General features: G+C 72.9%; 23 protein-coding genes. 6 read left to right on the top strand and 17 right to left on the bottom strand.

Annotated features, from left to right (window positions below):
* Position 1: 1 nt before the first annotated feature.
* From ACFY2K_RS24615 to ACFY2K_RS24595, 5 genes are all read right to left on the bottom strand, one after another.
* Positions 2 to 736 carry an acetaldehyde dehydrogenase (acetylating) gene (locus ACFY2K_RS24615; RefSeq protein WP_387714034.1) on the bottom strand — a complete coding sequence of 245 codons (735 nt, stop codon included), beginning with the start codon at positions 734 to 736 and terminating at the stop codon, positions 2 to 4.
* A gap of 192 nt (positions 737 to 928) precedes the next feature.
* The gene (locus ACFY2K_RS24610; RefSeq protein WP_380587995.1) at positions 929 to 1732 is read right to left on the bottom strand and encodes a 2-keto-4-pentenoate hydratase; all 804 of its coding nucleotides are present in this window, start codon (positions 1730 to 1732) and stop codon (positions 929 to 931) included.
* Complete coding sequence (locus ACFY2K_RS24605) at positions 1725 to 2492, bottom strand: NUDIX hydrolase (protein WP_380528820.1); 768 nt, start codon at positions 2490 to 2492, stop codon at positions 1725 to 1727. Before ACFY2K_RS24605 ends, ACFY2K_RS24610 begins: the two co-directional genes overlap by 8 nt.
* Complete coding sequence (locus ACFY2K_RS24600) at positions 2489 to 2989, bottom strand: hypothetical protein (RefSeq protein WP_387714031.1); 501 nt, start codon at positions 2987 to 2989, stop codon at positions 2489 to 2491. The genes ACFY2K_RS24605 and ACFY2K_RS24600 overlap by 4 nt, the downstream gene beginning before the upstream one ends.
* 42 nt (positions 2990 to 3031) lie before the next feature.
* Positions 3032 to 3577 carry an ATP-binding protein gene (locus ACFY2K_RS24595; protein ID WP_380528816.1) on the bottom strand — a complete coding sequence of 182 codons (546 nt, stop codon included), beginning with the start codon at positions 3575 to 3577 and terminating at the stop codon, positions 3032 to 3034.
* Between the two features lie 183 nt (positions 3578 to 3760).
* On the opposite strand from ACFY2K_RS24595, the gene ACFY2K_RS24590 reads away from it, so the two are divergent.
* Together ACFY2K_RS24590 and ACFY2K_RS24585 are read left to right on the top strand one after the other, a co-directional pair.
* A complete protein-coding gene (locus tag ACFY2K_RS24590; protein WP_387714028.1) occupies positions 3761 to 5137 on the top strand; it encodes a Tat pathway signal protein in 1377 nt (458 codons plus the stop codon).
* A 42-nt stretch (positions 5138 to 5179) separates the two neighbouring features.
* Complete coding sequence (locus tag ACFY2K_RS24585; protein ID WP_387714025.1) at positions 5180 to 5668, top strand: SAM-dependent methyltransferase; 489 nt, start codon at positions 5180 to 5182, stop codon at positions 5666 to 5668.
* Positions 5669 to 5987: 319 nt separating this feature from the next.
* Here the strand turns inward: ACFY2K_RS24585 and ACFY2K_RS24580 are convergent, their stop codons facing one another.
* The 7 genes from ACFY2K_RS24580 to ACFY2K_RS24550 form a co-directional block, all read right to left on the bottom strand.
* Positions 5988 to 6428 carry a hypothetical protein gene (locus ACFY2K_RS24580; RefSeq protein WP_387714022.1) on the bottom strand — a complete coding sequence of 147 codons (441 nt, stop codon included), beginning with the start codon at positions 6426 to 6428 and terminating at the stop codon, positions 5988 to 5990.
* Between the two features lie 175 nt (positions 6429 to 6603).
* On the bottom strand, positions 6604 to 7524 hold the full coding sequence (locus ACFY2K_RS24575) for a helix-turn-helix transcriptional regulator (protein ID WP_387714019.1): 921 nt from the start codon (positions 7522 to 7524) through the stop codon (positions 6604 to 6606).
* 9 nt (positions 7525 to 7533) lie between these two features.
* The gene (locus ACFY2K_RS24570; RefSeq protein WP_380644826.1) at positions 7534 to 8358 is read right to left on the bottom strand and encodes an SDR family oxidoreductase; all 825 of its coding nucleotides are present in this window, start codon (positions 8356 to 8358) and stop codon (positions 7534 to 7536) included.
* A gap of 229 nt (positions 8359 to 8587) precedes the next feature.
* Entirely contained in the window at positions 8588 to 9313 is a 726-nt protein-coding gene (locus ACFY2K_RS24565) for a siderophore-interacting protein (RefSeq protein WP_387714016.1), read from the bottom strand.
* Positions 9314 to 9382: 69 nt separating this feature from the next.
* Complete coding sequence (locus ACFY2K_RS24560; protein WP_387714013.1) at positions 9383 to 10555, bottom strand: CopD family protein; 1173 nt, start codon at positions 10553 to 10555, stop codon at positions 9383 to 9385.
* A gap of 87 nt (positions 10556 to 10642) precedes the next feature.
* Positions 10643 to 11167, bottom strand: a complete 525-nt coding sequence (locus tag ACFY2K_RS24555; RefSeq protein WP_387714010.1) for a MarR family winged helix-turn-helix transcriptional regulator — start codon at positions 11165 to 11167, stop codon at positions 10643 to 10645.
* Complete coding sequence (locus ACFY2K_RS24550) at positions 11167 to 12642, bottom strand: MFS transporter (protein ID WP_387714007.1); 1476 nt, start codon at positions 12640 to 12642, stop codon at positions 11167 to 11169. The genes ACFY2K_RS24555 and ACFY2K_RS24550 overlap by 1 nt, the downstream gene beginning before the upstream one ends.
* A 222-nt stretch (positions 12643 to 12864) precedes the next feature.
* On the opposite strand from ACFY2K_RS24550, the gene ACFY2K_RS24545 reads away from it, so the two are divergent.
* Positions 12865 to 14094: a hypothetical protein gene (locus ACFY2K_RS24545; RefSeq protein WP_387714004.1), complete on the top strand. Its 1230-nt coding sequence runs from the start codon at positions 12865 to 12867 to the stop codon at positions 14092 to 14094.
* Between the two features lie 93 nt (positions 14095 to 14187).
* Here the strand turns inward: ACFY2K_RS24545 and ACFY2K_RS24540 are convergent, their stop codons facing one another.
* A complete protein-coding gene (locus ACFY2K_RS24540; protein WP_380644820.1) occupies positions 14188 to 14757 on the bottom strand; it encodes a TetR/AcrR family transcriptional regulator in 570 nt (189 codons plus the stop codon).
* A gap of 80 nt (positions 14758 to 14837) precedes the next feature.
* Here ACFY2K_RS24540 and ACFY2K_RS24535 point away from each other — a divergent pair, with 80 nt between their 5' ends.
* The gene (locus ACFY2K_RS24535) at positions 14838 to 15323 is read left to right on the top strand and encodes an FBP domain-containing protein (protein ID WP_387714001.1); all 486 of its coding nucleotides are present in this window, start codon (positions 14838 to 14840) and stop codon (positions 15321 to 15323) included.
* A gap of 226 nt (positions 15324 to 15549) precedes the next feature.
* A complete protein-coding gene (locus ACFY2K_RS24530; RefSeq protein WP_387713998.1) occupies positions 15550 to 17076 on the top strand; it encodes an FMN-binding glutamate synthase family protein in 1527 nt (508 codons plus the stop codon).
* A 137-nt stretch (positions 17077 to 17213) separates the two neighbouring features.
* On the opposite strand, the gene galT is transcribed toward ACFY2K_RS24530, so the two are convergent.
* Positions 17214 to 18317: a galactose-1-phosphate uridylyltransferase gene (galT, locus tag ACFY2K_RS24525; RefSeq protein WP_380644816.1), complete on the bottom strand. Its 1104-nt coding sequence runs from the start codon at positions 18315 to 18317 to the stop codon at positions 17214 to 17216.
* Positions 18318 to 18574: 257 nt separating this feature from the next.
* On the opposite strand from galT, the gene galK reads away from it, so the two are divergent.
* Positions 18575 to 19717 carry a galactokinase gene (gene galK / locus ACFY2K_RS24520; RefSeq protein ID WP_387713995.1) on the top strand — a complete coding sequence of 381 codons (1143 nt, stop codon included), beginning with the start codon at positions 18575 to 18577 and terminating at the stop codon, positions 19715 to 19717.
* Positions 19718 to 19784: 67 nt separating this feature from the next.
* On the opposite strand, the gene ACFY2K_RS24515 is transcribed toward galK, so the two are convergent.
* From ACFY2K_RS24515 to ACFY2K_RS24505, 3 genes are all read right to left on the bottom strand, one after another.
* Positions 19785 to 20591: a DeoR/GlpR family DNA-binding transcription regulator gene (locus tag ACFY2K_RS24515; RefSeq protein ID WP_380407961.1), complete on the bottom strand. Its 807-nt coding sequence runs from the start codon at positions 20589 to 20591 to the stop codon at positions 19785 to 19787.
* Positions 20592 to 20863: 272 nt separating this feature from the next.
* Complete coding sequence (locus ACFY2K_RS24510; protein ID WP_387713991.1) at positions 20864 to 21904, bottom strand: ABC transporter permease; 1041 nt, start codon at positions 21902 to 21904, stop codon at positions 20864 to 20866.
* Entirely contained in the window at positions 21901 to 23544 is a 1644-nt protein-coding gene (locus tag ACFY2K_RS24505; protein ID WP_387713988.1) for a sugar ABC transporter ATP-binding protein, read from the bottom strand. The genes ACFY2K_RS24510 and ACFY2K_RS24505 overlap by 4 nt, the downstream gene beginning before the upstream one ends.
* Between the last annotated feature and the right edge of the window lie 183 nt (positions 23545 to 23727).

Genomic DNA, 23727 nt, shown 5'->3' with positions numbered 1-23727 from the left:
GTCATGCTCGGGTTCCTTCCGTGAGCAGGGAGGTGGCGCGCAGGTCGGCCAGATGGATTGCCGCGGCGTTGATGATGTCGAGGTTCCCGGCGTGCTCGGGCAGGCGGCCGCCGCTCGCGGACACCTCGACGGTGACGCCGATGCTCTCGCGGGTCGCCTCGAAGTCGGTCACCCGGTAGCCGGGCGCGAACCGGCGTACCTGGGCGGCGGCGGCCTCGACGAGGTCGCGCACCACGTGCGGGTCGACGTCCGGGGCCAGGACCGTCATGTGGACGCGGAACGGCGGCGGCGGCAGGGCGGGGGTGACGTTGACCATCACCTTCGCCTCCGGTGTCCCGGTGAAGGCGCGCACGGCGTCCTGCGTGGTCGCGATGTACTCGTCCAGGTTCAGGCGGGTCGCGCGCCCCGCGCTGCGGCTGGCGCCGGTGCACACCACCTCCATGTAGGCGGGCGTCCGGTGCCGGGCGAGGGCGTGCAGGACGGGGACGGCCGCCTGGCCACCGCAGCTGATCAGGCTGATGTGCCGGTCGGTCAGTGCCTGGGCACCGTTGACGGTGGGCACCGCCGGGGTGCCGCTGTTGTGCGGGGTGAGGTCGATGCACACGGCCCCGGTGGGCTCCAGCAGCCGCCAGTACTCGGCGTGGGAGTCGGCGTTGGACGCGTCGAAGACCAGGTCGAAGGTCTTCCCGGAGTCCAGCAGGGCCGCCGCGCCGCCGTCCGTGGTGGCAAGGCCCATCTCGCGGCCCGCGCCAGCCCGATGCTCGGGCTGCGGCCGACGACGAGGCCGCAGTCCAGGTACGGAGACCGGTGGATCTTGTGCAGCAGGTCGACGCCGATGAGACCGGCCCCGAGGACGGCGACGTTCAGCACGGGGTGCTCGGACATGCTTCTCCCCAGAGGAGAACGAGGGTGGACGGGATCGCGGGCGTCACAACGCCCGGAAGCAGACCGGGGCAAGGCCGGCGCAGGAGGCGCTGACCGTCGTCGCGGCGGTGAGGGGGATGCTGGCGTGCACCGAGCCGGGCAGGACCACGTCCCCGGCGCGCAGGGCGCCTCCGAGGGTGGCCAGGCGCCGGGCGAGCCACAGCAGGGGGCGGAGCGGGTCCCCGAGGACGTCGCGGCCGTGGCCGGCCGCGGCGTGCTCGCCGTCGACGCGGACCTCGACGAGAGCGGCGCCGAGGTCCGGCAGGTCTTCGGCGGGCGACGCGGGCCCGAGAACGAAGCGGGCGGCGGAGGCGTTGTCGGCGACGCTGTCCTCGAGGCCGATCCGCCAGTCGCCGTAGCGGGTGTCGATGACCTCCAGGGCCAGGAACACCTCGGACACCGCGGCCTGGGCGGCGCCGAGGCCGATGTCGTCCCCGGTGAGGTCGGTGCCGAGCCGGAAGGCGATCTCCGCTTCGACGCGGGGGGCGATCAGCCGCGTGGTGGAGAGTCCGCCCCCACAGGCGACTTCCATGTCGGCGAGCAGGACGCCGGAGTCGGGCTCGCTGACGCCCATCTGCTGCTGCATGGCGACCGAGGTCAGGCCGATCTTGTGCCCGACCGGCCTGCCACCGGCGGCGGTCCGCAGGGCCGTGCCGTGCTGCTGGATGCGGTACGCCGTTTCCAGCGTCAGGCCAGGGAGCTGCCGGGCCATCGGGAAGGTCGGAAAAACGGAGAGCTCGGCGGCACGCAGTTCACGCGCCGCCGCCTCCTCCGTGGTGGTCGCGCTGGCCGGGCCGGGCTCACTCATCGGTCCTCCCGGACCGCTGGACGGCGTAGTGCTCCAGCAGGGGCGCCAGGTAGTCGACGTGCTCCCCGTCAAGCCGGGCCAGGTCGCCGGGACAGGCCAGCAGGGCGAGCTGGTCCAGCTCGGCGGCGCGGCCCTGCGCGACCTCGGCGTCTACCAGGGTGGCGTACCCGCCGAGGAGACCCTGCTCGGGCAGCGGCGGCGCGAGGTAGTGCACGCCGACGTTGCCGTGCTCCCCGACGGTGACCGCCAGTCGCACGAGCCCGTCCGGAGCCGTGTCGAAACCGACTTCCTCGGCGAGCTCCTTCGCGGCCTGGCGCCGCAGCTCGCCCTCGTCCAGGACCCGGTCCTGGAGCGGGGGTTCGACGTTGCCGCCCGGCAGCTGCCAGCGCCCCGGTGCGGCGGTCGAGGCGGACATCCGCCCGACGACGATCCGGCCGTCCTGAACGGGCTGGGCCACGGTCACGAACACCGACGAGACGAGCGGGGCGCCGGGCACCCGCCGCAACGCGAAGCGCCGGTAGGTGGTCCGCGCCCAGGACAGCCGCACCGCGGGACCGTCCGCTTCCAGGGCCGTGCACACCACGGCCGGACCGTCGAACAGCGAGGGCTGTGCGCTCACCGCCTTCTCCCAGACGCGGTCCACGGCCGCCTGGTGTTCGGCGGCCAGCGCGGGGACGGGGGCCTCTACGAGCAGGAGGGCGGCGGCGTCGAGGACCCGGACGGGCCGGACGCCGGCGGGGATGGTGGAGTAGGTGTTCAACTCGGTTTGTCCCTTCGGGTGTTCTGGGGCATCAAGGCCATGCTCCTGTCCAACATCGTTGCGGATCGGAAGGTGGTGGTGCCGGCCTTCTGAGGTGGTGACCGGCGGCCGGCACGGGTTTCGGTGAGCCGCGCGCTCGCGGCGACGTCGCGCAGTGGGTGCCCGGGGCTGCGCCAGAAGGTGACCGCGCGTCCGAGGGCGATCCGGACCTGGTCGTAGTACGGGGCCACGGCGGCGACCCGGTGCTCGTGGAGCAGCCGGGCGCCGCGCAGCAGGGCCCCTGCCTCGTCCGCGTCGGCATCCACGAGGGCGAGCGCGTTCGAGGCGGGCAACCACCAGGTGTGGTGCGGGTGTTCGCCGACCAGCTCGGCCTGGGCGGGGTTGTCGCCGGTGTCGGCGCAGACCTGGGTCAGGGCCGCGTAGGCGGACGCGACCTCGTACCTGCGGCCCTCACTGGTGATCCTGGTCAGCGTTCTGGTGCGCGGTCCGACGCTCACGGCGCAGTCCTCCGGTACGAAGTCGATGGGCGGATGGGGTGGTTACGCCGCCGGTATCCGGTCGAGCTCCGACTGCCGACCGGGCCGCACACCAGCAGCGGACCGGTGCCGCCCAACCCGCACGGCGGCGCCGGTGCACCCCACCACGACCTGCGACTCGACCTGCCTACCCGCGACCGATGCGGGGACGGGCCGCGCCGCATCGGGCAGGTCGAGTTCGGCCCACACCACCTTGCCGTCCGGCCCCTCATCGACGCCGAACCGGTCGACCACCCCGGCCACCAGCAGCAGACCCCTGCCGCTGGTGGCACCCTCCCCCGCCTTCCGGGGCTCGGGCCTACCGGGCCCGGGGTCGGCGACGGACATCCGCAGCACCCCGGTCGGGGAGAGGCGCAGAGCGGCAGTCAGCTCCACGTCCGACCGGCCCCCGTCGCAGCCGTGCACCACGGCGTTGGCCGCGATCTCGGACATCACCAGCCGGGCGTCCTCCACCCGCTGATCGGTCAGACACAGGCCGAACATCGGCAGCTGCTTCGTGACCCAACGGCGAACGGCGCCGATCTGCGCCAGTTCCGCGGGGAACCTCATCGTGACGGTGTGTGGTCTCGGCTCCATGAGGGGCGCCTCACTCACTCGGGTCGGGTGCCAGGGCATGTCGTACGGCCTGAAACGGCCTTGCTGATACAGGAAACCGTTCATGGTCGCTAGGAGTAAGGTGTTGGCGACCGTCCGCTGTTTAACGTGTTTAGCGGCACCGCCAGGGAGACCCCGATGGGGCGTACTCGTCAGCCCAACGAACAGTTGGGCCAGCTCATCCGTGAATCCGGTCGACCCAACGAAGCCCTCGCCCGGGCCCTGTGCGCGGTCGCGGCCGCCAACGACGACCCCGCGCGGCCGAGTCGATCATCCGTCACCCAGTGGGTCCGCTACGGCTGGACCCCGTCCGGCAACCTCCCGCAGTACCTCGCGGAAGTCCTCACCAGGTGGCTGAACCGGGACGTCACCCTGACCGCGATGGGACTCGGCGAGGAGGAACCGGATCTTCGGGACTGGGACTTGGATACGCTGAAAGCCCTGGCGGCTCTTGGACGGATCGACGTTGACGTGGAACGCAGACAGCTCCTCCGCACCCTCCCGTACTCGCTCGGAGCATTGACCATCCCACCCAGCAGCTGGTGGGAGCACATGGCCCGCACCGGCAGCCGCGACACCAGCCGGCACCGCGCCGGCCAGGCCGATGTGGAGGCCGTGCGGGAGATGACCGGGCTGTTCTCCCAGCTCGACCAGCGCCGCGGCGGCGGACACGGCCGCACGGCGGTCGCCCAGTACCTCCTCACCGACGTCCACGACTTCCTCCGCGGCACCTTCGCCTCCGACCAGGTGCGACGCGACATGTTCTCCGCGGCCTCCGAACTCGCCTACCTGGCCGGATGGACGGCCTTCGACAACGGCGAGCACCCCACCGCCCAGCACTACTACACCGTCGCCGTGAAGCTGGCGGCCGAGGCCGACGATCCCGCCATGGCCGCCCACGTCCTGCGCGCCATGGCCCACCAGGCGGTCGACCTCGGAAAGCCGGGCCACGCCGTCAGGGTCTCGGAAGCCTCCATGTCCGGCGCCCGGTACGCACTGGCGAGCCCACGCGAGCGCTCCCTCCTCGGCGTCGTCCACGCCCGCGCACTCGCCGCCGCCGGACGCGCCCCCGAGGCGAACGCCGCGCTGCTCCAGGCCGAGCGTGACCTGTCCGCGGCCTCCCCCGGTGACGACGAACCGGCCCGGGTCTTCTTCTTCGGCGAGGCATCCCTGGCCCATGAAACGGCGTCGGCCCTGCGGGACATCGGCGACCTGAACGGCGCGGCCCGGGAGTTCGAGCGCAGCGTCGCGACCCGCAAGGCCTCCGCGTTCACCCGCACCCACGCCGTCACCCTCGGCCACCTCGGACTCGTGAAGGCCCAGCAGCACTCCGTCGAAGAAGCCTGCGCGATCTGGGCGCGATCGCTGGACGCGATGCAGAGCGTGCGCTCCGCCCGCACCCGCGACGTCGCCCTGCAGATCCGCGGAGCGCTGTCCGCCTACCGTGGCCGCAAGGTCCCGGTCATCAACGCCGTCGACCGGCGCGCCGCCGACTACCTGGCGGCCACCGCCTGACCCGCTGACCTGGCGCGGTCCGTTCACAGGAGGGGAAACACAGTGACCGAAGTCTTCACCGTGGAGGCACTCGGGTACGTGGTGGGGGGTCGCACCGAGCCCACAGACGACTACTGGGGAGGCACCCGCGCCGTCATCCGGCTCGACGGCGACCGCTTCCCACCGGAGGCCACCAAAGGGCTGGAGGCGTTCTCCCACCTCGACGTCATCTTCCGCTTCCACCTCACCGACCCGACCGACCTGAACTTCGGCGCCCGCCGCCCACGCGACAACCCGCAGTGGCCCGAGGTCGGCGTCTTCGGCCACCGGAACATGCGGCGCGTCAACTGGCTCGGCTCCTCCCGCTGCCGGCTCCTCAAGGTCGACGGCCTGGACCTGCACGTGGAGGACCTGGACGCCGTCGACGGCACCCCGATCCTCGAGGTCAAGCCCTGGTTCGAGGAGTTCGGCCCCCGCGGCAACACCCACCAGCCCGCCTGGACCACCGAGATGCTCCACGACTACTTCGCCCCTGGCCCCACCACACCCTGATCCGGGCCTCAGTCACCCCGGGCCCCGGCGGGCCGCTGGACTCGAAGGACCAATGGCCCGCCGTGGCCCGCCGCCCTCCCCAAAGTGGGCGGAGCCAGGACCGCAGCCAGGGCCCGCCATCACCGGGAACGTGCAGGCGGAAGGCGTAGCAGGCGAGGAGAGAGCGAGGCCTGAGAGGGAAAGTAAGGAACTCCACACCGCCGGCGCGAAGGCGCGATCGGCGAGTTCGCCCGTCCGCCGACGACTCCGGAACGCCGGCCGCGGACTCCGACCGCACTGCTGGACTGCCTTGATCAGCGCGGCGTCCCCGGCCCGCCGCTCAGGCCTCCGGGGCGAAACCTCCACGCACACGGAGTGGCAGGCCGGAGATCTCCAGGTCCCCGTCGACCTGACCGACCAACCAGCTGGGGACGTCCTGGTCGAACTCCTCCCAGGCAGCCCACTGGCGGAACCAGACGCCGATCCCCCAGGAGCCGTCCGCACGGGGGATCAGGAAGCAGGCGTCGCCTTCCTGGGTGTTGGCCCACAGCACCATCCCGCGCTCACGGGGGTAGAGGTCGTACGGAATCCTGTCCGGCACCAGCGCCTGGTACAGCGGTCCCATCGCGTTCATCAGATCGAGCATGGTGTACTCGGGCGCTTGCGGGTGCAACACCGACAGAAAGTTCCCGACCACGCCGGGACCGTAGGCGGCGACGAACCGCTTGTACTCCGACGGCAGTTCCCCGGCCACCTCCTCGATGGCCGTCCACGCCTCCACGTCCGAGTAACCCCGGGCGGGACCGAAGCATCGTTCGACATCCTCAGCGGCTACCACGAAGGCCCTCCCCGTTCTCTCGTCCTGCCCGGCCCGCACAGTATGGAGCACCTGATCGAACCGGCCGACCGACGGTCCTGCCGACGAGCAGATCCAGCGAGCGGATCCAACCAGCGAGTTAGTGGTCGTTGTGACATTGATCGGTCTGTCCGTTGCGCGCTTCGAGCTCGGCCGCCGTCGCCTGTCGGGTGGCCGCCCACGACGCCAGGAGCGTCAGGTTGTCGGCGGTCGGTGTGCCCGCGGGTGCGGTGTAGACGTTGAGGTGCAGGCCGGGTTCGGCGGGCAGTTCCAGGGTCTCGACGTCCAGGTCGAGCCGGCCCACGATCGGATGGCGCACTCGCTTGCGGCCGGACCGGTGCAGCCGCACGTCCTGGGATGCCCACCGCTGCCGGAACAGCTCGCTGGACGTCGACAGTTCGCCGACGAGGGCGATCAGTTCCTCGTCGTGCGGATTGCGGCCGGCTTCCATGCGCAGCTTCGCGGCCACGGCACCGGCGATCTGGTCGTAGTCGACGAAGAGCTCTCTGGCCGCCTCGGGGTTCAGGTAGACGAACCGCGCCGTGTTCGCGGGCCGTCGTGGGTCGGCCAGCACCGGTGAGTAGAGCGCGCGGGCGAGTTGGTTCATGGCGAGCACGTCGTAGCGGCCGTTGCCGATCCAGGCCGGCGCACCGGAGATCGCGTCGAGCACCTGTTGCAGCGTCGAGCGCACCGTCACGGCAGGCCTGCGTCGGCGTGGGCCGCCGGGCACCGCGGATCGGCGCGCGAGGTGGAACAGGTGGTCGCGCTCGGCCTCGTCGAGTTGCAGGGCGGAGGCCAACGCGTCGAGCACACCGTCGGAGGCGCCGGCGAGGCTGCCGCGCTCCATTCGCGCGTAGTAGTCGACCGACACCCCCGTGAGTAGCGCCACCTCCTCGCGGCGCAGTCCTTTGACCCGACGGTTGCCGCCGTAGGCGGGCAGGCCCGCCTGCGCGGGTGCGATGCGGGCGCGGCGCGAGCTGAGGAACTCCCGGATCTCGGTGCGTGGATCCATCGTGGCCATCCCGTCACCCTAAGCCCGTACCGCGGCCGGAGGGGTGCCCGTTGCGGTCGTCGCGATGCCGCCGTCCACCGGGATGACGGTGCCCGTGAGGTAGGCCCCGGCCCGGCTGGCGAGGAACACGGCGACACCCGCCATGTCGTCGTCGCGGCCGAGCCGGCGCAGCGGGGCCGCCGCCGCGATCGTGTCGCCGACGGCATCGATCGTGGACGCCGTCATCCGCGACGGGAACACTCCCGGCGCCACCGCGTTCACCGTGATGTGCTGTGGGCCCAGCTCTCGGGCGAGCACGCGGGTGAGTTGGTGGAGTGCCGCTTTGCTGGCTGCGTACGAGTAGGTGGGCGCCTCGGCGACGTGAAGGGCGGCGATGCTGCCGATGTTGATGATCCGCGCGGGGTCATCGGCGGTGCCCGCCCTGCGGAGTGCCGGGAGCAGCGCCTGCACCAGCCGGAACGGCGCCTTGAGGTTGAGGTCGATCACCGCGTCCCAGGCCTCGTCCGGGAACGTCTCCAGCGGTTCGCGCCACATCGCTCCCGCGTTGTTGACGAGGATGTCCAGGCGTTCCGAGTCGGCCTGGACGAGGTCGGCGAGGCGTCGGCACTCGTCGTGCCTGGACAGGTCGGCGGGGATCGCTCGGACGTCGCCGAAGGCGGACAGGAGGCGCTGTGCCTCCGCGCACGCGTCCGCGTCGCGTGAGCTGATGACGACGCGGGCGCCCGCCTGGAGCAGGCCGCGCGCTGTCATCAGCCCGATTCCCCGGGTGCCGCCGGTGACGAGGGCGTACTTCCCCCGCAGATCGAAAAGTTCTGCGTGGGTGGTGAACTGGTCGTCCGCCATGGATCTCCGTCCCTTCTGCCGTGGAAGAACGCGCCGACACGGTCGCGCATGCGGGGCAGCCCAAGTTCACCGATGGGGGTGGGGCTGCGGCATGTGTCCAGGCTGACAGGCGTTCCGGACCTCGGGGAGACCCTGGTGTTCCAGGTACTGCGAGAGCACCCCTCGCCTGCTGCACGCAGACGTGCGGCCCGGCCGGAGTGACCGTCCTCCGGCCGGGCCGCACGGGTTCTCAGGGCCGCCAGTAGCCGAGGGCGTGAGTGCGCGGCTTGGGGACGTCGAGGTCGCGGCGGACGAAGCGGGCCAGGTCGCGGGTGGTGGCGGTGTCGCAGGCGATCCACACGTAGGCCTCGGCCGGGTCGCCGAGGAGGTCGGGCAGGGCGGTGCGGACCTGGGCCGCGAGGCGGGCCCCGGCGTTCTCGCGGGGGACGAACCGGAGGTCGTGGTGGTCGCGGCCGGTCCGGGCGAGCGGTAGGTGCTCGTCGCTGCCGTGCTGGGTCTCCAGCCAGACGGTGGCCGGCACCTCGGGCAGTGCGCGCAGCAGGGATCCGATCGCGGGGGCGGAGGCCCGGTCCCCGACGAGGAACATCCGGGCGGGCGTCGGGTCGGGGGCGGCGAACGCGGACCCCTGGACGGTGGCCTGGATGGTGTCGCCGACGCCCGCCGTGCTCGCCCAGCGGCTGGCCGGGCCGTCGTGGAGTGCGAAGTCGATCCCGAAGGCGCCCCCGGCGGGGTCCGGGTCGACCAGGGTGTACGCCCGCTGGTGCGGGCGCCCCGCGTCCGGGAACCAGAGCCGCACCCACATGGTGGGGTGCACGCCGGTGGACCCGAGCATGCCGCCGTCCGCGAAACTCAGCCGCCGGCAGTGCGCGGTGACGTCCTCCGCCCCGGTGACGGTGAACTCGAAGTCCCGCCCCCGCATCATCCTGAGGGCCATGCCCTCCCAACCCCGCCCCATGGCACTCCCTACTCTACGAAGACAGTGAAAACGGTGAAAACAGTGAGAACGGTGAACTGGACCAGCGGATCAGGCAGTTGAGGCCATGGCGGACCGCCGCGCCAGGGCGTCCGACATCCGCACCGTCGCGTACAGCGAGGCGGCCAACGCGAGGGTGAGCGCGGCACCGCCGGCGAGGAGGGTGCCGGAGGAGACGGCCTTCGGGCTGCCGGCCTCGGTGCGGGCCGAACCGGAGATGAACGGCATCACGGCGAGCACCGCGACGCCGAGGGCGACCTCGCCCCAGACGACCTTGGGGAAGTGACGGAGCGTCAGGTGCAGCAGTGGGCCGGTGTCGTCGGCGCCGCGGGCCCGGACGATCCGGGGCATCAGCCAGAGCTGGTTGAAGGCGCCCGCCGCGACCAGCGCGGCGACCAGGAGCACCTTGACGAGCAGGGCGACGCCGTAGCCGGTGGTCCAGAGCTGCGAGATGCCGCCGACGTGCTTCCAACTGAGCCACAGTCCGGAGACGGTGACCGCGCCGACGCAGACCATCGCGACGAGGCCGAAGCGCCGCCACACGTCCGCCCAGAGCAGCCCGGCGCCGTCGCCGAGGCGCCTGCGGGTGCCGGCGAGGGCGACGAGCAGGGCCAGGCCGCCGAGCCAGACGACGCCGGAGACGATGTGGGCCTGGCCGAACACCAGGTTCAGCCACGCGTCCAGGCCGGCGGGAGCGGTGGTCGGCACGGCGCCGACCAGGGTGACGGCGAGGGTGAGAGGCAACGCGGCGAGGGCGATCCGGTCCACGTGGCGGCGGGCGGCCGGTACGGCGAGGGCGAGCAGGGCGACGGCGGCCACGACCAGGACGGCGTTCTGCAGCAGGTACACGGTGCCCTGGGCGATCCAGGCGCCCTTGGCCGCAGGCGCCCGCAGGAAGTCCAGGATCCGGTCCGGGGCGAGCGCGTCGCCGAAGGGCATCCCCTTCCCGGCCCGGGCCACCCGGGCGGCGAGCTGGAAGTAGCCCGCGACCAGCAGGACGGCGCCGGCCCCGACCAGGTAGCCGGCGGCCCTTCTTCGCAGCACCTCGGCGTCCTGGGTGCCCGTTTCCGGGGCCCGCAGGACCGGGCGCACGGTGGTCGCATAGGTGACGGTGGCTCCGACGGCCCCGCTCAGGCCGAGGAAGTACCCGGCCTTGGTGAGGACCCGCCAGAGCTGGGGCATGGCGTATCCGGCCGTGGTCGCGGCCAGGGAAGCGGTGTGCATTAGGTGAGGCTAACCTAATTTCACCCTGCGGTCACCACACCGTCCCCCACCACCCGCGGGAGCCGCCCGCACACCCGGCCACCCCGCTCAGCCCAGGAGCTTCGCCACCACCCGGTCGAGCGCCCGGAGATCCTCCGGCGGCAGGGCGAGCAGCGCGTCCGGCGGGGTGGTGAGGATGCCGGTGGCGAGCGCGGCCTTGGCCTCGCCCTCCTCGGTGAGGTGGACCAGCTTGGAGCGCCGGTCGGCGGGGTTGGTGATGCGCTCGGCGAGGCCGCGCCGCACCAGGTCGTCGACGATCACCGTGGTGTACGGCGGATCGGCGGTCAGCCGTTCGGCCAGTTCCCGCAGGGTGATCGGGCCGCCGGCGAGGCGGCGCAGCGCCCGGACCCGGCCGAAGCTCATCCCGAGGGCCTCGGCGACGGCCTTGCGACGGTTGTAGCGCTCCAGGACGAGCGCGTTCATCCCCTGCCAGACCCGGCCCGCGGTCCCGGGATCGACCCGGCCCGCGGTCCCGGGATCGACCCCGCCCGCCGTCCCGGGATCGACCCCGCCCGCCGTCCCGGGGTCGACCCCGCCCGCCTCCGGGTGTCCGCCGGTGTCACTGCGCCCCATCAGGCGTCCACCTTCTCCTTCGCCGTCCTGCTCTCCTCGCCGGCCTCCTCGCCGGCCTCCTCGGCGGCGAGCCGCGCCGCCGTGCGCTCGGCCGTCGCCCGGGCCCAGCGGCCGGAAGTGAGCGTACCGGCGACCAGCACGACGGCACCGCAGCCGGCGATGATCCACCACGCCGTCCGCGCCGTCCCGGTGAAGGCCGCGGGGTCGGAGTGCGCCGCGCCCGCCATCAGGGCGCCGATCACGGCCACGCCCAGCGACTGGCCGACCTGTCGGCTGGTGGAGGCGACGGCCGCCGCCACCCCGGCCTGGGCGCGGGGCATCCCGGACACGGCGGTGTTGGTGATGGGCGCGTTGACCAGGCCGAATCCGATGCCGAACAACAGGAAGGCGAGCACCAGCAGACCGGTCGACAGGTGCTCGGAGTAGCTGACCGCCTGGATCACGGCGCTCGCACTCAGGGCCGCCCCCGCCAGCAGCAGCGGCGTCCGTGGGCCTCGTGCGGCCACCATCCGGCCGGACAGCGGGCCGGTCACCAGGGCCATGACGGCCATCGGGAACATGTACAGCCCGGCGTGCAGTGGCTCCAGCCCGCGGACGTCCTGGAGGTAGAGGGAGCTGACGAACAGGAAGCCGCCGAGACCGGCGAAGGCGGCGACCGCGATCACGGTGGCGCCCGCGAACGGCGCGGAGCGGAAGAACCTGAGGTCGATGAGCGGGTCGGTGCGCCGGGGCTCGTACCGGAGCAGGCCCAGCAGTGCGGCCAGCGCCGCCGCCGTGCAGCCGAGCACCACGGGCGAGGACCAGCCGCGCTGCGGCGACTCGATGATCGCGTAGGTGAGTCCGGCGAGCAGCACGACGACCAGGGTCTGGCCGACCGGGTCCACCCGGCGGGCTCGGGCCGCTCGCGACTCCGGGACGTAGCGGCCCGTCAGGACGAAGGCGGCGAGGGCGATCGGGACGTTGATCCAGAAGATCGCCCGCCAGCCGGCCGACTCCACCAGCGCCCCGCCGAGGATCGGCCCGGCGGCCATGCTGATGCCCACGACGCCGCCCCACACGCCTATCGCGCGGGCCCGCTGGCGGGAGTCGGTGAAGGTGTTGCTGATGATCGACATGGCGACGGGGTTGAGCATCGAGCCACCGACCGCCTGGAGCATGCGCGCCACGATCAGCCAGCCGAGCCCGGGGGCCAGGCTGCACAGCAGGGAGGCCGCGCCGAACACCACCAGCCCGATCCGGAAGACCCGGCGCCGGCCGATCCGGTCGGCGGTCGATCCGGAGAGCATCAGCAGGCTCGCCAGGACCAGGGTGTAGGCGTCGACGGTCCACTGCAGCCCGGACACCGAGGTGTGCAGGTCGCTCCGGACGGCGGGCAGGGCCACGTTCAGGATGGTGATGTCGAGACTGACCATCAGCAGGCTCATGCAGCAGATGGCCAGCACGAGCCAGGGCCGCGGACGGGCGGCGTCGGGCATGGGAACACTCCCCGGGTTAATTGTGTTGGTGTAATCATTGTGCTCACACAACTAACCCGGAGGCAACTTCCCCGAGGACCGACACCCTGGACCAGCACCCGGGACCGACACCCTGGACCGGCACCCGAGCCCAACTCCCGGGCGAGCAAGTCGGGATACGGTCTCCTCCTGCGCCCCGACTCCCGATATAACGGGGACGAAGGGGATCGAGGAGGTTGCAGCATGCAGGCGAGGAAGCAACACGAGAAGGCCGGGCACGCCCCGCGCGACCCGAGCCCGGCCCACCGGGCCGGCGCACGAGTGGGGCCGGGGGCCGGGGCCGTGTCCCCGCAGGCCGCCGTGGACCTCCAGCGCACCGTCGGCAACGCGGCGACGGGCCGTGCGCTCCAGCGGGTCCCGGGCGGCCACCGGCCGGTGGTGCAGCGGATGCTGGACGAGAACAACGTCGAAACCGCGTGTGCGGCGGGCTCGTTCGACGGGCAGACCGTCACCCTCGGCAAGCGGTCGGCCGACCTGCGGAAGATCGTGTGGCAGGACCACTTGGACGCCATCTCGGCGATCTGCAAGAAGCACCACTACACCATCGCGATCCGGGAGACCGGCGAGTACTCGATCCGACGGATCGCGGAGGGCGCCAAGGCCAAGCCGCACACCATCCTGGAGAAGTCGATCAAGCCCGCCTCCGTCGACAAGAAGTACGGCACCGGCCCGGGGCAGGTCGCGGGCGACCCGGCGACGATCCTGGCCTGGCTGGACGCCAACGACCTGAGCGGCTTCGTCGGCCACTGGAACGACCAGGGCCTGGCCGGCGTACGGATCGACAACCCGCCCCCGACGCTCGCCGCCGGGATCGTGCACACCGGCGCCAACGGCGAGCCGTACGTCCCGCTCGACATGCAACAGGCGGGCGGCGGACCGGCGTTGACGGCCCTCAAGGCCGATCCGAACTGGAAGCGGTACCTCTACACCGGGGACTACGACCTGCACGAGGTGTACTCCGCCCAGGGCGGCACGGGCGGCGGCCAGATCCCGGAGGCGACCATGGAGAAGGCCAAGCTGCTGAACCGGCTCAACGCGGGGATCGCCAGGAACACCCAGCAGGAGCCGGTGGCCCGGCACGGCACGGTGGCCCTGGAGCACGGCCGGCTGCACACCCAACCCGGCTCCGACTACGCCATGTTCCAGCACGGCGACCAGGCCACCTACCGGATGAACCAGTACCTGGAGTCGACGGTGGCCCGGTTCGCCCAGCAGCTGGTGCGGGCCGTGGCCACCGAGGCCGACGAACCGCTCGCCTGGTGCCGGATGGGCACCTGGTACGTCACCAGGAACCGCGCGGAGCACAAGGTGCTGCGCAAGCGCTGGGGCTTGAAGGTCCCGCACACCTGGGAGGACGAGAACGTCGAGCGCACCGCCGAGGGCGGCTACCGCACGGCCCACTACACGGCCTGACCCCGCCCGCGCCGGACCTCACCACCCCCACCGAGGACCCGCCGAGGACCCGCCGACGACCCGCCGGAGGCCCAGCGGCGCCCCCGCCCGCCGTCAGGCCTTCGGCCAGTTGCGCAGCAGGGCGTCGAGGGCGTCCAGGATGCGGGCCCAGGTGTCCTCGGCGGTGCGCGGGGTGTGCTGGAAGCCGCCCGCCCGCTCCAGCGCGACGTAGCCGTGGAAGGTGCTGCCGAGCAGGCGGACGGCGTCGGTCTCGTCGGGCTCCGCGAGGTCGTAGCCGCGCAGGATCGCGCGGGTCATCTGCGAGTGCCGGACGGCGGCGCTGCCGAGCGCCGTCTCGTGGTCGAGTTCGAGCTGGGCGGCGGCCCAGCGGCCGGGGTGCTCCCGGGCGTAGTCGCGGTAAGCGTTGGCGAAGGCCGCCAGGGCGTCCTTGCCGGCCCGCCCGGCCAGGGCCGCGGCGGCCCGGTCGGCGAGTTCCTCCAGGGCGAGCAGGGCGATCCTGGTCTTGAGGTCCTGGGAGTTCTTGACGTGCGAGTACAGGCTCGCGTCCTTGACGCCGAAGTGTCGTGCGAGCGCGGAGACCGTGACCTTGTCGAAGCCGACCTCGTCGGCCAGTTCCGCTCCCGCCCGGGTGAGTCGTTCCGCGTTCAGCCCTACGCGTGCCATCTGCTTCCTTCCATTTCCTTCCATCGCCTGAGCCGATTATACATTTGCCTAATACTCCTAGGTAATTTACGTTGACTCCTATGCAGCCGATGACCGAACCCCAGATCCGCTCCGCCTTCCTGAACTGCAGCAAGGGCGAGGCCAAGCGCCTGCACGTACCCCGCAACCTGTCCGAACTCGACTGGGACGACCTGGACTTCCTCGGCTGGCGCGACCCGCAGGCACCCGACCGCGCCTACCTCGCGGCCGAACTGGACGGCCGGACGGTGGCGATCGCGCTGCGCTCCTCCGGTGCCGCCTCCTGGCAGGCCCGGCGCAGCATCTGCTCGCTCTGCGTCACCACCCACTCCGGCGGCGTCTCGCTGCTGGTCGCCCCGCTCGCCGGGAAGGCCGGCAAGCAGGGCAACTCGGTCGGCGCGTACATGTGCACCGACCTCGCCTGCTCGCTCTACGTGCGCGGCAAGCGGGACGTCGGGGTCAAGCTCCACGAGTCGCTCACCACGGAGGAGAAGATCCGGCGCACCGTGGCCAACCTGGCCGCCTTCGTCGCCAAGGTCACCGCGTGACCGGGGGCTCGGCCCCGCCCCGCGCGGGTTCGCGGCCGGGCTCCCGGCCGGGCGCCGCCGCGAACCCGCCCCCTGCCCGCAGGGCGCCCGGGGAAGCCTCCTACGATCACATCGGATCCCCCGGCGGACGCCCGGCCCTCCCGGCCGCGCGCCCACCGCCCCACGCCCTGCACCACAGGACGACTCCACCGACGGCGATGGGGTCGTGCACCGAGGAGGAACGTCCATGCAAGCCCGGAAGATCGGCGCAGCCGCCGCGACAGCGGTGGCGCTTCTGGCTGCCCGCGACCTCATCCAGAAGAAGCACGCGCTGCTCCGGAACTTCCCGGTGCTCGGGCACGCCCGCTACCTGCTGGAGACGATCGGCCCCGAGCTGCGGCAGTACATCGTGACCTCCAACGAGGAGGAGCGTCCGTTCAGCCGCGACCAGCGCACCTGGATCTACGCCTCCGCGAAGGAGCAGAACAACTACTTCGGCTTCGGCACCGAGGTCGACGTCGAGCACGTCCAGGGCCACGCCTACGTCAAGCAGCGCACCTTCGCGGGCGCCCTGCCCGACCTCCACGACCCGCAGTCCCCGCTGCCCTCGGCCAAGGTGCTCGGCGGGCCGCGCGGCCGCGCCAAGGCCTTCCGCCCGGCGAGCGTGGTGAACATCTCGGCGATGAGCTTCGGCTCGCTCTCCGGCGCCGCCATCACCGCCCTCAACAAGGGCGCGGCGGAGGCCGGCACCATGCACAACACCGGTGAGGGCGGGCTCTCCCCGTACCACCGCCAGGGCGGCGACCTCGTCCTCCAGCTCGGCACCGCCTACTTCGGCTGCCGCAACGAGGACGGCACCTTCAACCTGGACAAGCTCAAGGACATCGTCGCCGGCGCCCCGGTCAAGGCGATAGAGATCAAGCTCTCCCAGGGCGCCAAGCCCGGGCTGGGCGGCATGCTGCCGGGCGCCAAGGTCACCCCGGAGATCGCCGCGATCCGCGGCATCCCGGTCGGCCAGGACTGCGCCTCGCCGTCCCGGCACAGCGCGTTCGGCGACGTCGACTCGATGCTGGACTTCGTCGAGCTGATCGCCGCCGAGACCGGCCTGCCGGTCGGCATCAAGAGCGCGGTCGGCGACCTGGGCTTCTGGCAGGAGCTCGCCGCGCTGATGGAGCGCGGCGACCGCGGGGTCGACTTCGTGACCGTCGACGGCGGCGAGGGCGGCACCGGCGCCGCGCCCCGGATGTTCGCCGACTCGGTCTCCCTCCCGTTCCGGATGGGCTTCTCCCGGGTCTACGGCACCTTCGCCGAACTGGGCCTGACCGACGACCTCACCTTCATCGGCTCCGGCAAGCTCGGCCTGCCCGAGAACGCCGCGGTGGCCTTCGCCCTCGGCGCCGACATGATCAACGTGGCCCGCGAGGCCATGCTGTCGATCGGCTGCATCCAGGCCCAGAAGTGCCACACCGACAAGTGCCCCACCGGCATCGCCACCCAGAACCCCTGGCTGGCCCGCGGCCTGGACCCGGCCTCCAAGTCCACCCGCGCCGCCGTCTACCTGCGCACCCTGCGCAAGGAACTGCTCAAGGTCTCCTCCGCCGTCGGCGTCGCCCACCCGGGCCTCATCACCGCGAACGACATCGAGATCATGAACGGCGACTACGAGGCCCGCACCCTCGGCGGCGTGTACGGCTACAAGGACGGCTGGGGCGAGCTCGGCCCCGAGCTGGCCGCGGGGATCACCGCCCTGGTCACCGCGAAGCCGGCCGGCTGACCGGCCCCGGCGCCGACCCGACCTGACCTGACCCGCGACACCCGTACGGCGGCCTCCCACCCCCACCAGGGGCGGGAGGTCGCCGTCGCGTCCGGGGCCCGGAACCCTCCGAGGCCCGGAACCGTCCGGGACCGGGATCAGGCGGGTGCGGCGGCCCGCAGCCGCTCGGCGGCGCCCTCCGGGCTGACGTCGGTGACGAAGGCGTCCAGCCCGGACTCCACCCCGGCCAGGTACTTGAGCTTGCCGGGCGCCCGCCGGACGGTGAACAGCTCCAGGTGGAGCGCGAGTTCGGCACCGCCCTCGCCCGGGGCCTGGTGCCAGGCCGCGATGTACGGGGTGCGGTTGCGCGCCCCGCCCGGCCCGGCGGGGAACAGCGCGTCGAAGCGGCGCAGCAGGTCGAGGTAGAGGCCGGGGAACTCGGCGCGCTCGGCCTCGTTCAGTGCGGTCAGGTCGGGGACCCTGCGGTGGGGGTAGAGGTGGACCTCGTACGGCCAGCGGGCGGCGAACGGGACGAAGGCCGTCCAGTGCTCGCCCCGGAGCACCACCCGCTCGGGGGAGCTGCGTTCGACGGCCAGCAGGTCCTCGAAGAGGTTGCGGCCGGTGCGGGCCCGGTGCGCCTCGGCCCGGGCGGTCATCCGGGCGGTGCGGGAGGGAACGAACGGGAAGGCGTAGATCTGCCCGTGCGGGTGGGCGAGGGTGACCCCGATCTCCTCGCCGCGGTTCTCGAAGCAGTACACCTGCCGTACGCCGGGCAGGGCGGAGAGCTCCGCCGTCCGGTCGGTCCAGGCGTCCAGGACGAGGCGGGCCCGGGGTTCGTCGAGGTCGGCGAAGGAGGCGTCGTGGTCGGAGGTGAAGCAGACCACCTCGCAGCGGCCGACGCCCGGCCGGAGGGTGTGCAGGGGTTCGTCCCGGGCCGCGACGTGGTCGGCGGAGCCGGTGGCGAGCGAGGGGAAGCGGTTCTCGAACACCGCGACCTCGTAGTCCGGCGCCGGGATCTCGCTGAGCCGTCCGTCGCGCGAGGGGCAGAGCGGGCACTCCCCGGCAGGCGGGAGGTAGGTGCGCTGCTGGCGGTGCGCGGCCACCGTCACCCACTCGCCGAGCACCGGGTCGAGCCGGGTCTCGGACAGGCTCGCGGCCGGTTCGAGCGGCCGCTCGTCCGGGACCTCGCGGAGCGCGCCCGGCCCCTGGTCGAAGTAGACCAGTTCGCGGCCGTCGGCCAGCTTGGTGGCGGTTCTGTGCACCGCTGTACTCCTTACGCGTGGGGCCGTCGGGCCCGGCACTTTCGAGCTTCAACAGATTCAAACAGAGACGATCGCTTGTCAACAAGCATCGATGCTGGTGGCGGCAGCTTCCGGCCGCCGGCCCGACCCGAATGAACACGGACATCGCAGATATTGACCGTGGGGGCGGTCATGTTTGATTATGTCGGAATTCACTCCCGCATGCCGGTGCAGACCGACCGCGGGGCCCACCGCGCACGCCAGGCATGGAGCTGCAGATGATCGACGAGGCCACCGAGTTCGAGGCCGTCCACGGCGTCCGCCCGGACGGCGTCTGGGCCGCACCCGGCCGGGTGAACCTGATCGGTGAGCACACCGACTACAACCACGGCTTCGTCCTGCCCATCGCCCTCCCCCACACCACCCGGGTGACCGCCCGCCGCCGCGAGGACGGCCGGCTGCGGCTGTTCAGCGCCCAGGGCGGCGGCACGATCACCGAACTCGCCCTGGACGGTCTGGAACCCGGCGTGGTCACCAGCTGGGCCGGCTACCCGGCCGGCGTGTTCTGGGCGCTCGCCGAGGCCGGGCACGCCGTCGGCGGGGCCGACCTGTACGTCGACAGCGACGTGCCGAGCGGCGCCGGCCTCTCCTCCTCCGCCGCCCTGGAGTGCGCGACCGCCGCCGCCCTGAACGACCTGTACGGCCTCGGCCTGAGCGCCCCGGAGCTCGCGGTCCTCGCCCAGCGGGCCGAGAACGCCTTCGTCGGCGTGCCCTGCGGTGTGATGGACCAGATGGCCTCCTCCTGCTGCACGGACGGCACCGCGCTGTTCCTGGACGCCCGGACGCTGGAGCAGCGGCACGTCCCGTTCGACCTCGCGGCGGCCGGCCTGCGGCTGCTGGTGATCGACACCCGGGTCAAGCACGACCTCGGCGACGGCGCCTACGCGGCCCTGCGGGCCGGCTGCGAGCGCGCCGCCGAGCTGCTCGGCTTGCCCGCGCTTCGCGACCTCGAAGCCGCCGACCTCGGCCCGGCCCTGGACCGGCTGCCCGGTGAACTCCGGCCGCTGGTACGGCACGTGGTGACGGAGAACGGGCGCGTGCTGGAGGCCGTCGACCACCTGGTCCGCGGCGACCTCGCGGCGCTCGGGCCGGTCCTGACGGCCGGGCACGCCTCGCTGCGCGACGACTTCCGGGTCTCCTGCGCCGAGACGGACCTCGCGGTCGAGGCCGCCGTCGCCGCCGGGGCGCTGGGCGCCCGGATGACCGGTGGCGGCTTCGGCGGGTCCGTCATCGCCCTGGTCGGCGCCGAGCAGGTGGCCGAGGTCTCGACCGCCGTGACGGCGGCCTTCCACGCCGCGGGCTTCGCCGCCCCCGTTGCCTTCACCGCCGTCCCCTCGGCGGGCGCCCGCAAGGTGGGCTGAGCACCCGGCCCACCCGGGGCCGCCAGAAGGGCCCGGGTGGGCCGGAAGGACCCGGGATCAGCCGGGCTCAGCCCGTGGTCGGGACGACGAGGAGCTCGCCGACCGCCTCGGCGAGCACCCCGCGGGCCGCCGCGGGCAGGGCGTCGTCGGTGATGAAGCAGTCGACCTCCGCCAGGGTCGCGAAGCTGCTCAGACCGACGACGCCCCACTTGGTGTGGTCGGCCACCACGACGGTGCGCCGGGCGGAGGCGATCAGGGCCCGGTTGGTCTGCGCCTCGGCCAGGTTGGGCGTGGTGAGGCCGGCCTGCTCGCTCGCCCCGTGCACGCCCAGGATCAGCAGGTCCACGTGCAGCGACCGGACGGTCTGGTCGGCCAGCGCCCCCACCAGGGCGGCCGACCGGGTCGGCGACCCGCCGGTCAGCAGCAGGGTCGGGACGTTCTCCCGGCCCTCGCTCCCCGCCGCCCACAGCAGGTCGGCGATCCGCAGCGAGTTGGTCACCACCGTCAGGTCCGGCACGTCCAGCAGCCGGGAGGCGACCGCGTAGGTCGTGGTACCGGCCGACAGGGCCACCACGCTGCCCGGTTCCACCAACCGCACCGCGGCGTCCGCCAGCGCGGCCTTGGTGCCCTCCTCCAGACCGGACTTGGCGTCGAAGCCGGGCTCGAAGGCGCTGGCCGTCCCGGTCGCCACCGCGCCGCCGTGGACCTTCTCCACGGTGCCCTGGCGCACCAGCGCGTCGAGGTCCCGGCGGATGGTCATGTCGGACACGCCGAACTGCTCGACCAGCTCGGCGACCCGGATCGCGCCGGTCCGGCGGATCGCCTCCAGGATCAGGGCCTGGCGCTGGGCGGCGAGCAACGTCTGGTCAGCCACGGAGGACCTTTCGATCGAACGAGCGCGTACGGCCGGGGCGTCCCCGTCGGCGACCGGCGACGCGGCCGGAGCCTGCGTGATCCATTATCCCCGGCCCCGACGGCCCCCGGGCCCGGTAGCGGGCAACGCGGGGGCGGCGAGGCGGCGGCGCGGGAGCGCACCCGGGTGGGGGGCCGGGTGCGCTCCCGCCCCCGTCCCGTGGGACGGACCGGAGGGACGATCCGTCCGGTCCGTCCCACGGGAGTACGAGGGGGAGGGGCGTGGGACGTACGTCAGGCCGGCAGCCCGACCGCACGCTCCCGGTTGCGACGCTGCTGGATCACCACCGCGGCCACCAGCAGCGCCCCCTGGGCGACGTTCTGCCAGAAGGCGTTGATGCCCTGGACGGTGAGCCCGTTCTGCAGCGCGCCGAGCAGCGCCACCGCCAGCAGGGTGCCGCCGATGCTGCCCTTGCCGCCCTTGAGGGCGCAGCCGCCGAGCGCGGCCGCGGTGATCGACTGGAGTTCCAGCCCCTCACTGCCGGAGACGGGCTGGCCGCTGCCGGTGCGGGCGGTGAGCAGCACGCCGGCCAGGGCGGCGACCGTACCGGAGAGGGCGTAGGCGGCGATCAGGTACTTGTTGAGGTTGATGCCGGCCAGCCGGGCGGCGGTGTCGTTGCCGCCGATCGCGTAGATGTTGCGGCCGATGTCGGTGTACGTCAGCAGGGCGTGCACGGCGACGGCGGTGAGGATCAGCAGCCAGACCATGGTGGGCAGTCCGGCGATCCGGCCCCGGCTGAGGAAGACGAAGACCGGGTCGTTGAGCACGTAGCCCTGGGCGCGGCCGTCCGAGACGAGCTGGGCGACGCCCTTGTAGGCGGCCAGCCCGGCAAGGGTGGCGATCGTCGGGTTGACCCGGCCGTAGACGATGACGACGCCGTTGAACAGGCCGATGCCCGCGCCGATGGCCAGCGAGGCGCTGATGCCGAGGAAGGGGTTGGCGCCGGTGGAGGTGAACGCCATGGCGCTGGTGACGGAGGCCAGACCGGCCTGGGAGCCGACCGAGATGTCGAGGCCGCCGCAGATGATCACGACGGTCTGGACGACGGCCAGCAGTCCGGAGATGGTGGCGGCCTCGGCGATGACCTGGATGTTGTCCCAGCCGACGAAGTTGGGGTTGAGCCCGCCGAACAGGGCGACGACGGCGACCAGGGCGCCGATCAGGCTGAGGTTCTGCCCGCCGATCGCGGCGAGCAGGGCGCGCGGGCCGCCGGACCGCACGGGCAGGGCGCCGGTGTCCGGCACCGGGGCGGTCGGGGGCGTGGCGGTGGTCATCGGGTCTCTCCGGTCTGGGCGGGGGTGGTGGCGGCGCGCTCGTCGGCCGCGGCACGGTGGTCGGCCGCGGCACGGTCGTCGGCGGCACCGAAGTCATCGGCACCGAGGTCGTCGGCCATGGCGAGGGCGAGGACGGCCTCCTCGGTCGCCTCCTCGCGGCTGAGCTCGCCGGTGGTGCGGCCGTTCTGCATCACCACGATCCGGTCGGCGAGGCCGAGCACTTCGGGCAGTTCGGAGGAGATGACCAGCACGGCGGTGCCCTCGCGGGCCAGGTCGGCGATGATCTGGTAGATCTCCGCCTTGGCCCCGATGTCGACGCCGCGGGTGGGCTCGTCCAGGATCAGCAGCTCGGGCCGGCGGGCGAGCCAGCGGGCCAGCACGACCTTCTGCTGGTTGCCGCCGGACAGGGTGCGCACCTCCGCCTCGACGGAGGGGGCGCGGACCCGCAGCCGGTCGGCGTACTCCTGGGCGAGGGCCTTCTCCTGGCGGTGCTTGACGAACCGCCACCGGCTGAGCCGACGCAGGCTGACCAGCGAGGTGTTGTCGCGGATCGTGCGCTGCAGGAACAGGGCCTGGGCCTTGCGCTCCTCGGGCGCCAGTCCGATCCCGGCGGCGATGGCGTCGCGCGGGCTGCGCAGCCGCAGCACCTCGCCGTTGAGGGTCACCGTGCCGGAGCGGATCGGGGCGTCCCCGGCCAGCGCGAGGGCGAGTTCGGAGCGTCCGGCACCGATCAGCCCGGCCAGGGCGACCACCTCGCCGGCCCGGACGCGGAGGCTGACGTCGCGGACGTCGTCGGTGGTGACCCCGTCGACGTCCAGCACGACGCGCTCGGTGGCGACCTGCTGGCGGACGAACAGCGAGGACAGGTCGCGGCCGACCATCAGCCGGACGAGCTCGCCCTCGTCGGTGGCGGCGGCCCGGACCACCCCGGCGACCCGGCCGTCGCGCAGCACGGCGATCCGGTCGGCGAGCCGGAAGATCTCCTTCATCCGGTGGGAGACGTAGACGACCGCGATGCCCTGGTCGCGCAGCCGTCCGATCAGCGCGAACAGCGCCTCGACCTCGTGCTCGGAGAGCGAGGAGGTGGGCTCGTCGAAGGCGATCGCGCGCGGTGCGACCGCACCGGTCAGGGCCCGCATGATCTCGACCAACTGGCGCTGTGCAGCGGTGAGTTCAGAGCCGAGCAGGTCCGGGTCGAGGACCTTGTCGAAGCCCAGGCGGGCCAGGTCGGCGGTGATCCGGCGGCGCAGCTCGGCGCGGTCCAGCCGGCGCAGGGCGGTGCGCGGCAGCGAGCCGGCGTAGACGTTCTCGGCGACCGGGACGTGCGGGATGATCTCGGGTTCCTGCGGGATGATCCGGATCCCGGCCCGGCGGGCGTCCTGCGGGGAGTGCAGGTCCAGGGGCTCGCCGTCCAGCAGGACACGGCCCTCGGTGAGGCGGTGGTCGCCGGTGAGGATGCGCAGCAGGGTGGACTTTCCGGCACCGTTCTCGCCCATCAGCGCGGTGACCTGGCCGGGCGGGAAGGAGAGCGTGACGTCCGTCAGCGCCTGGACGGCGCCGAAGCGCTTGGACACCCCTTCGGCGCTCAGGCCGGCGGAGCCGTCCGGCGGTGGGAGGGGCGAGGGTTCGGGTGGGGTCATCGGGGCCTCGTTGGCAGTGCGGTGCGGGCGGGGGTGCGGACGGGCCGCGGAAGCGGCGGCGACGCTGCGGCAGTGACGGTGCGGCGGCGGTGGGGGGGGGCCCCGCGGCGCCCCCCCCCCGCCCGCCCCCGGGGGGCGCGGGGCGCGGGGGGGCCCGGGGCGGGGGCCGCAGCAGGGCACCCC

Source organism: Kitasatospora sp. NPDC001309 (genome assembly GCF_042896295.1).
Lineage (GTDB): Bacteria > Actinomycetota > Actinomycetes > Streptomycetales > Streptomycetaceae > Kitasatospora.
Note: the sequence above shows the minus strand (reverse complement) of the source record. Positions and strands in the feature narration are given on the sequence as shown.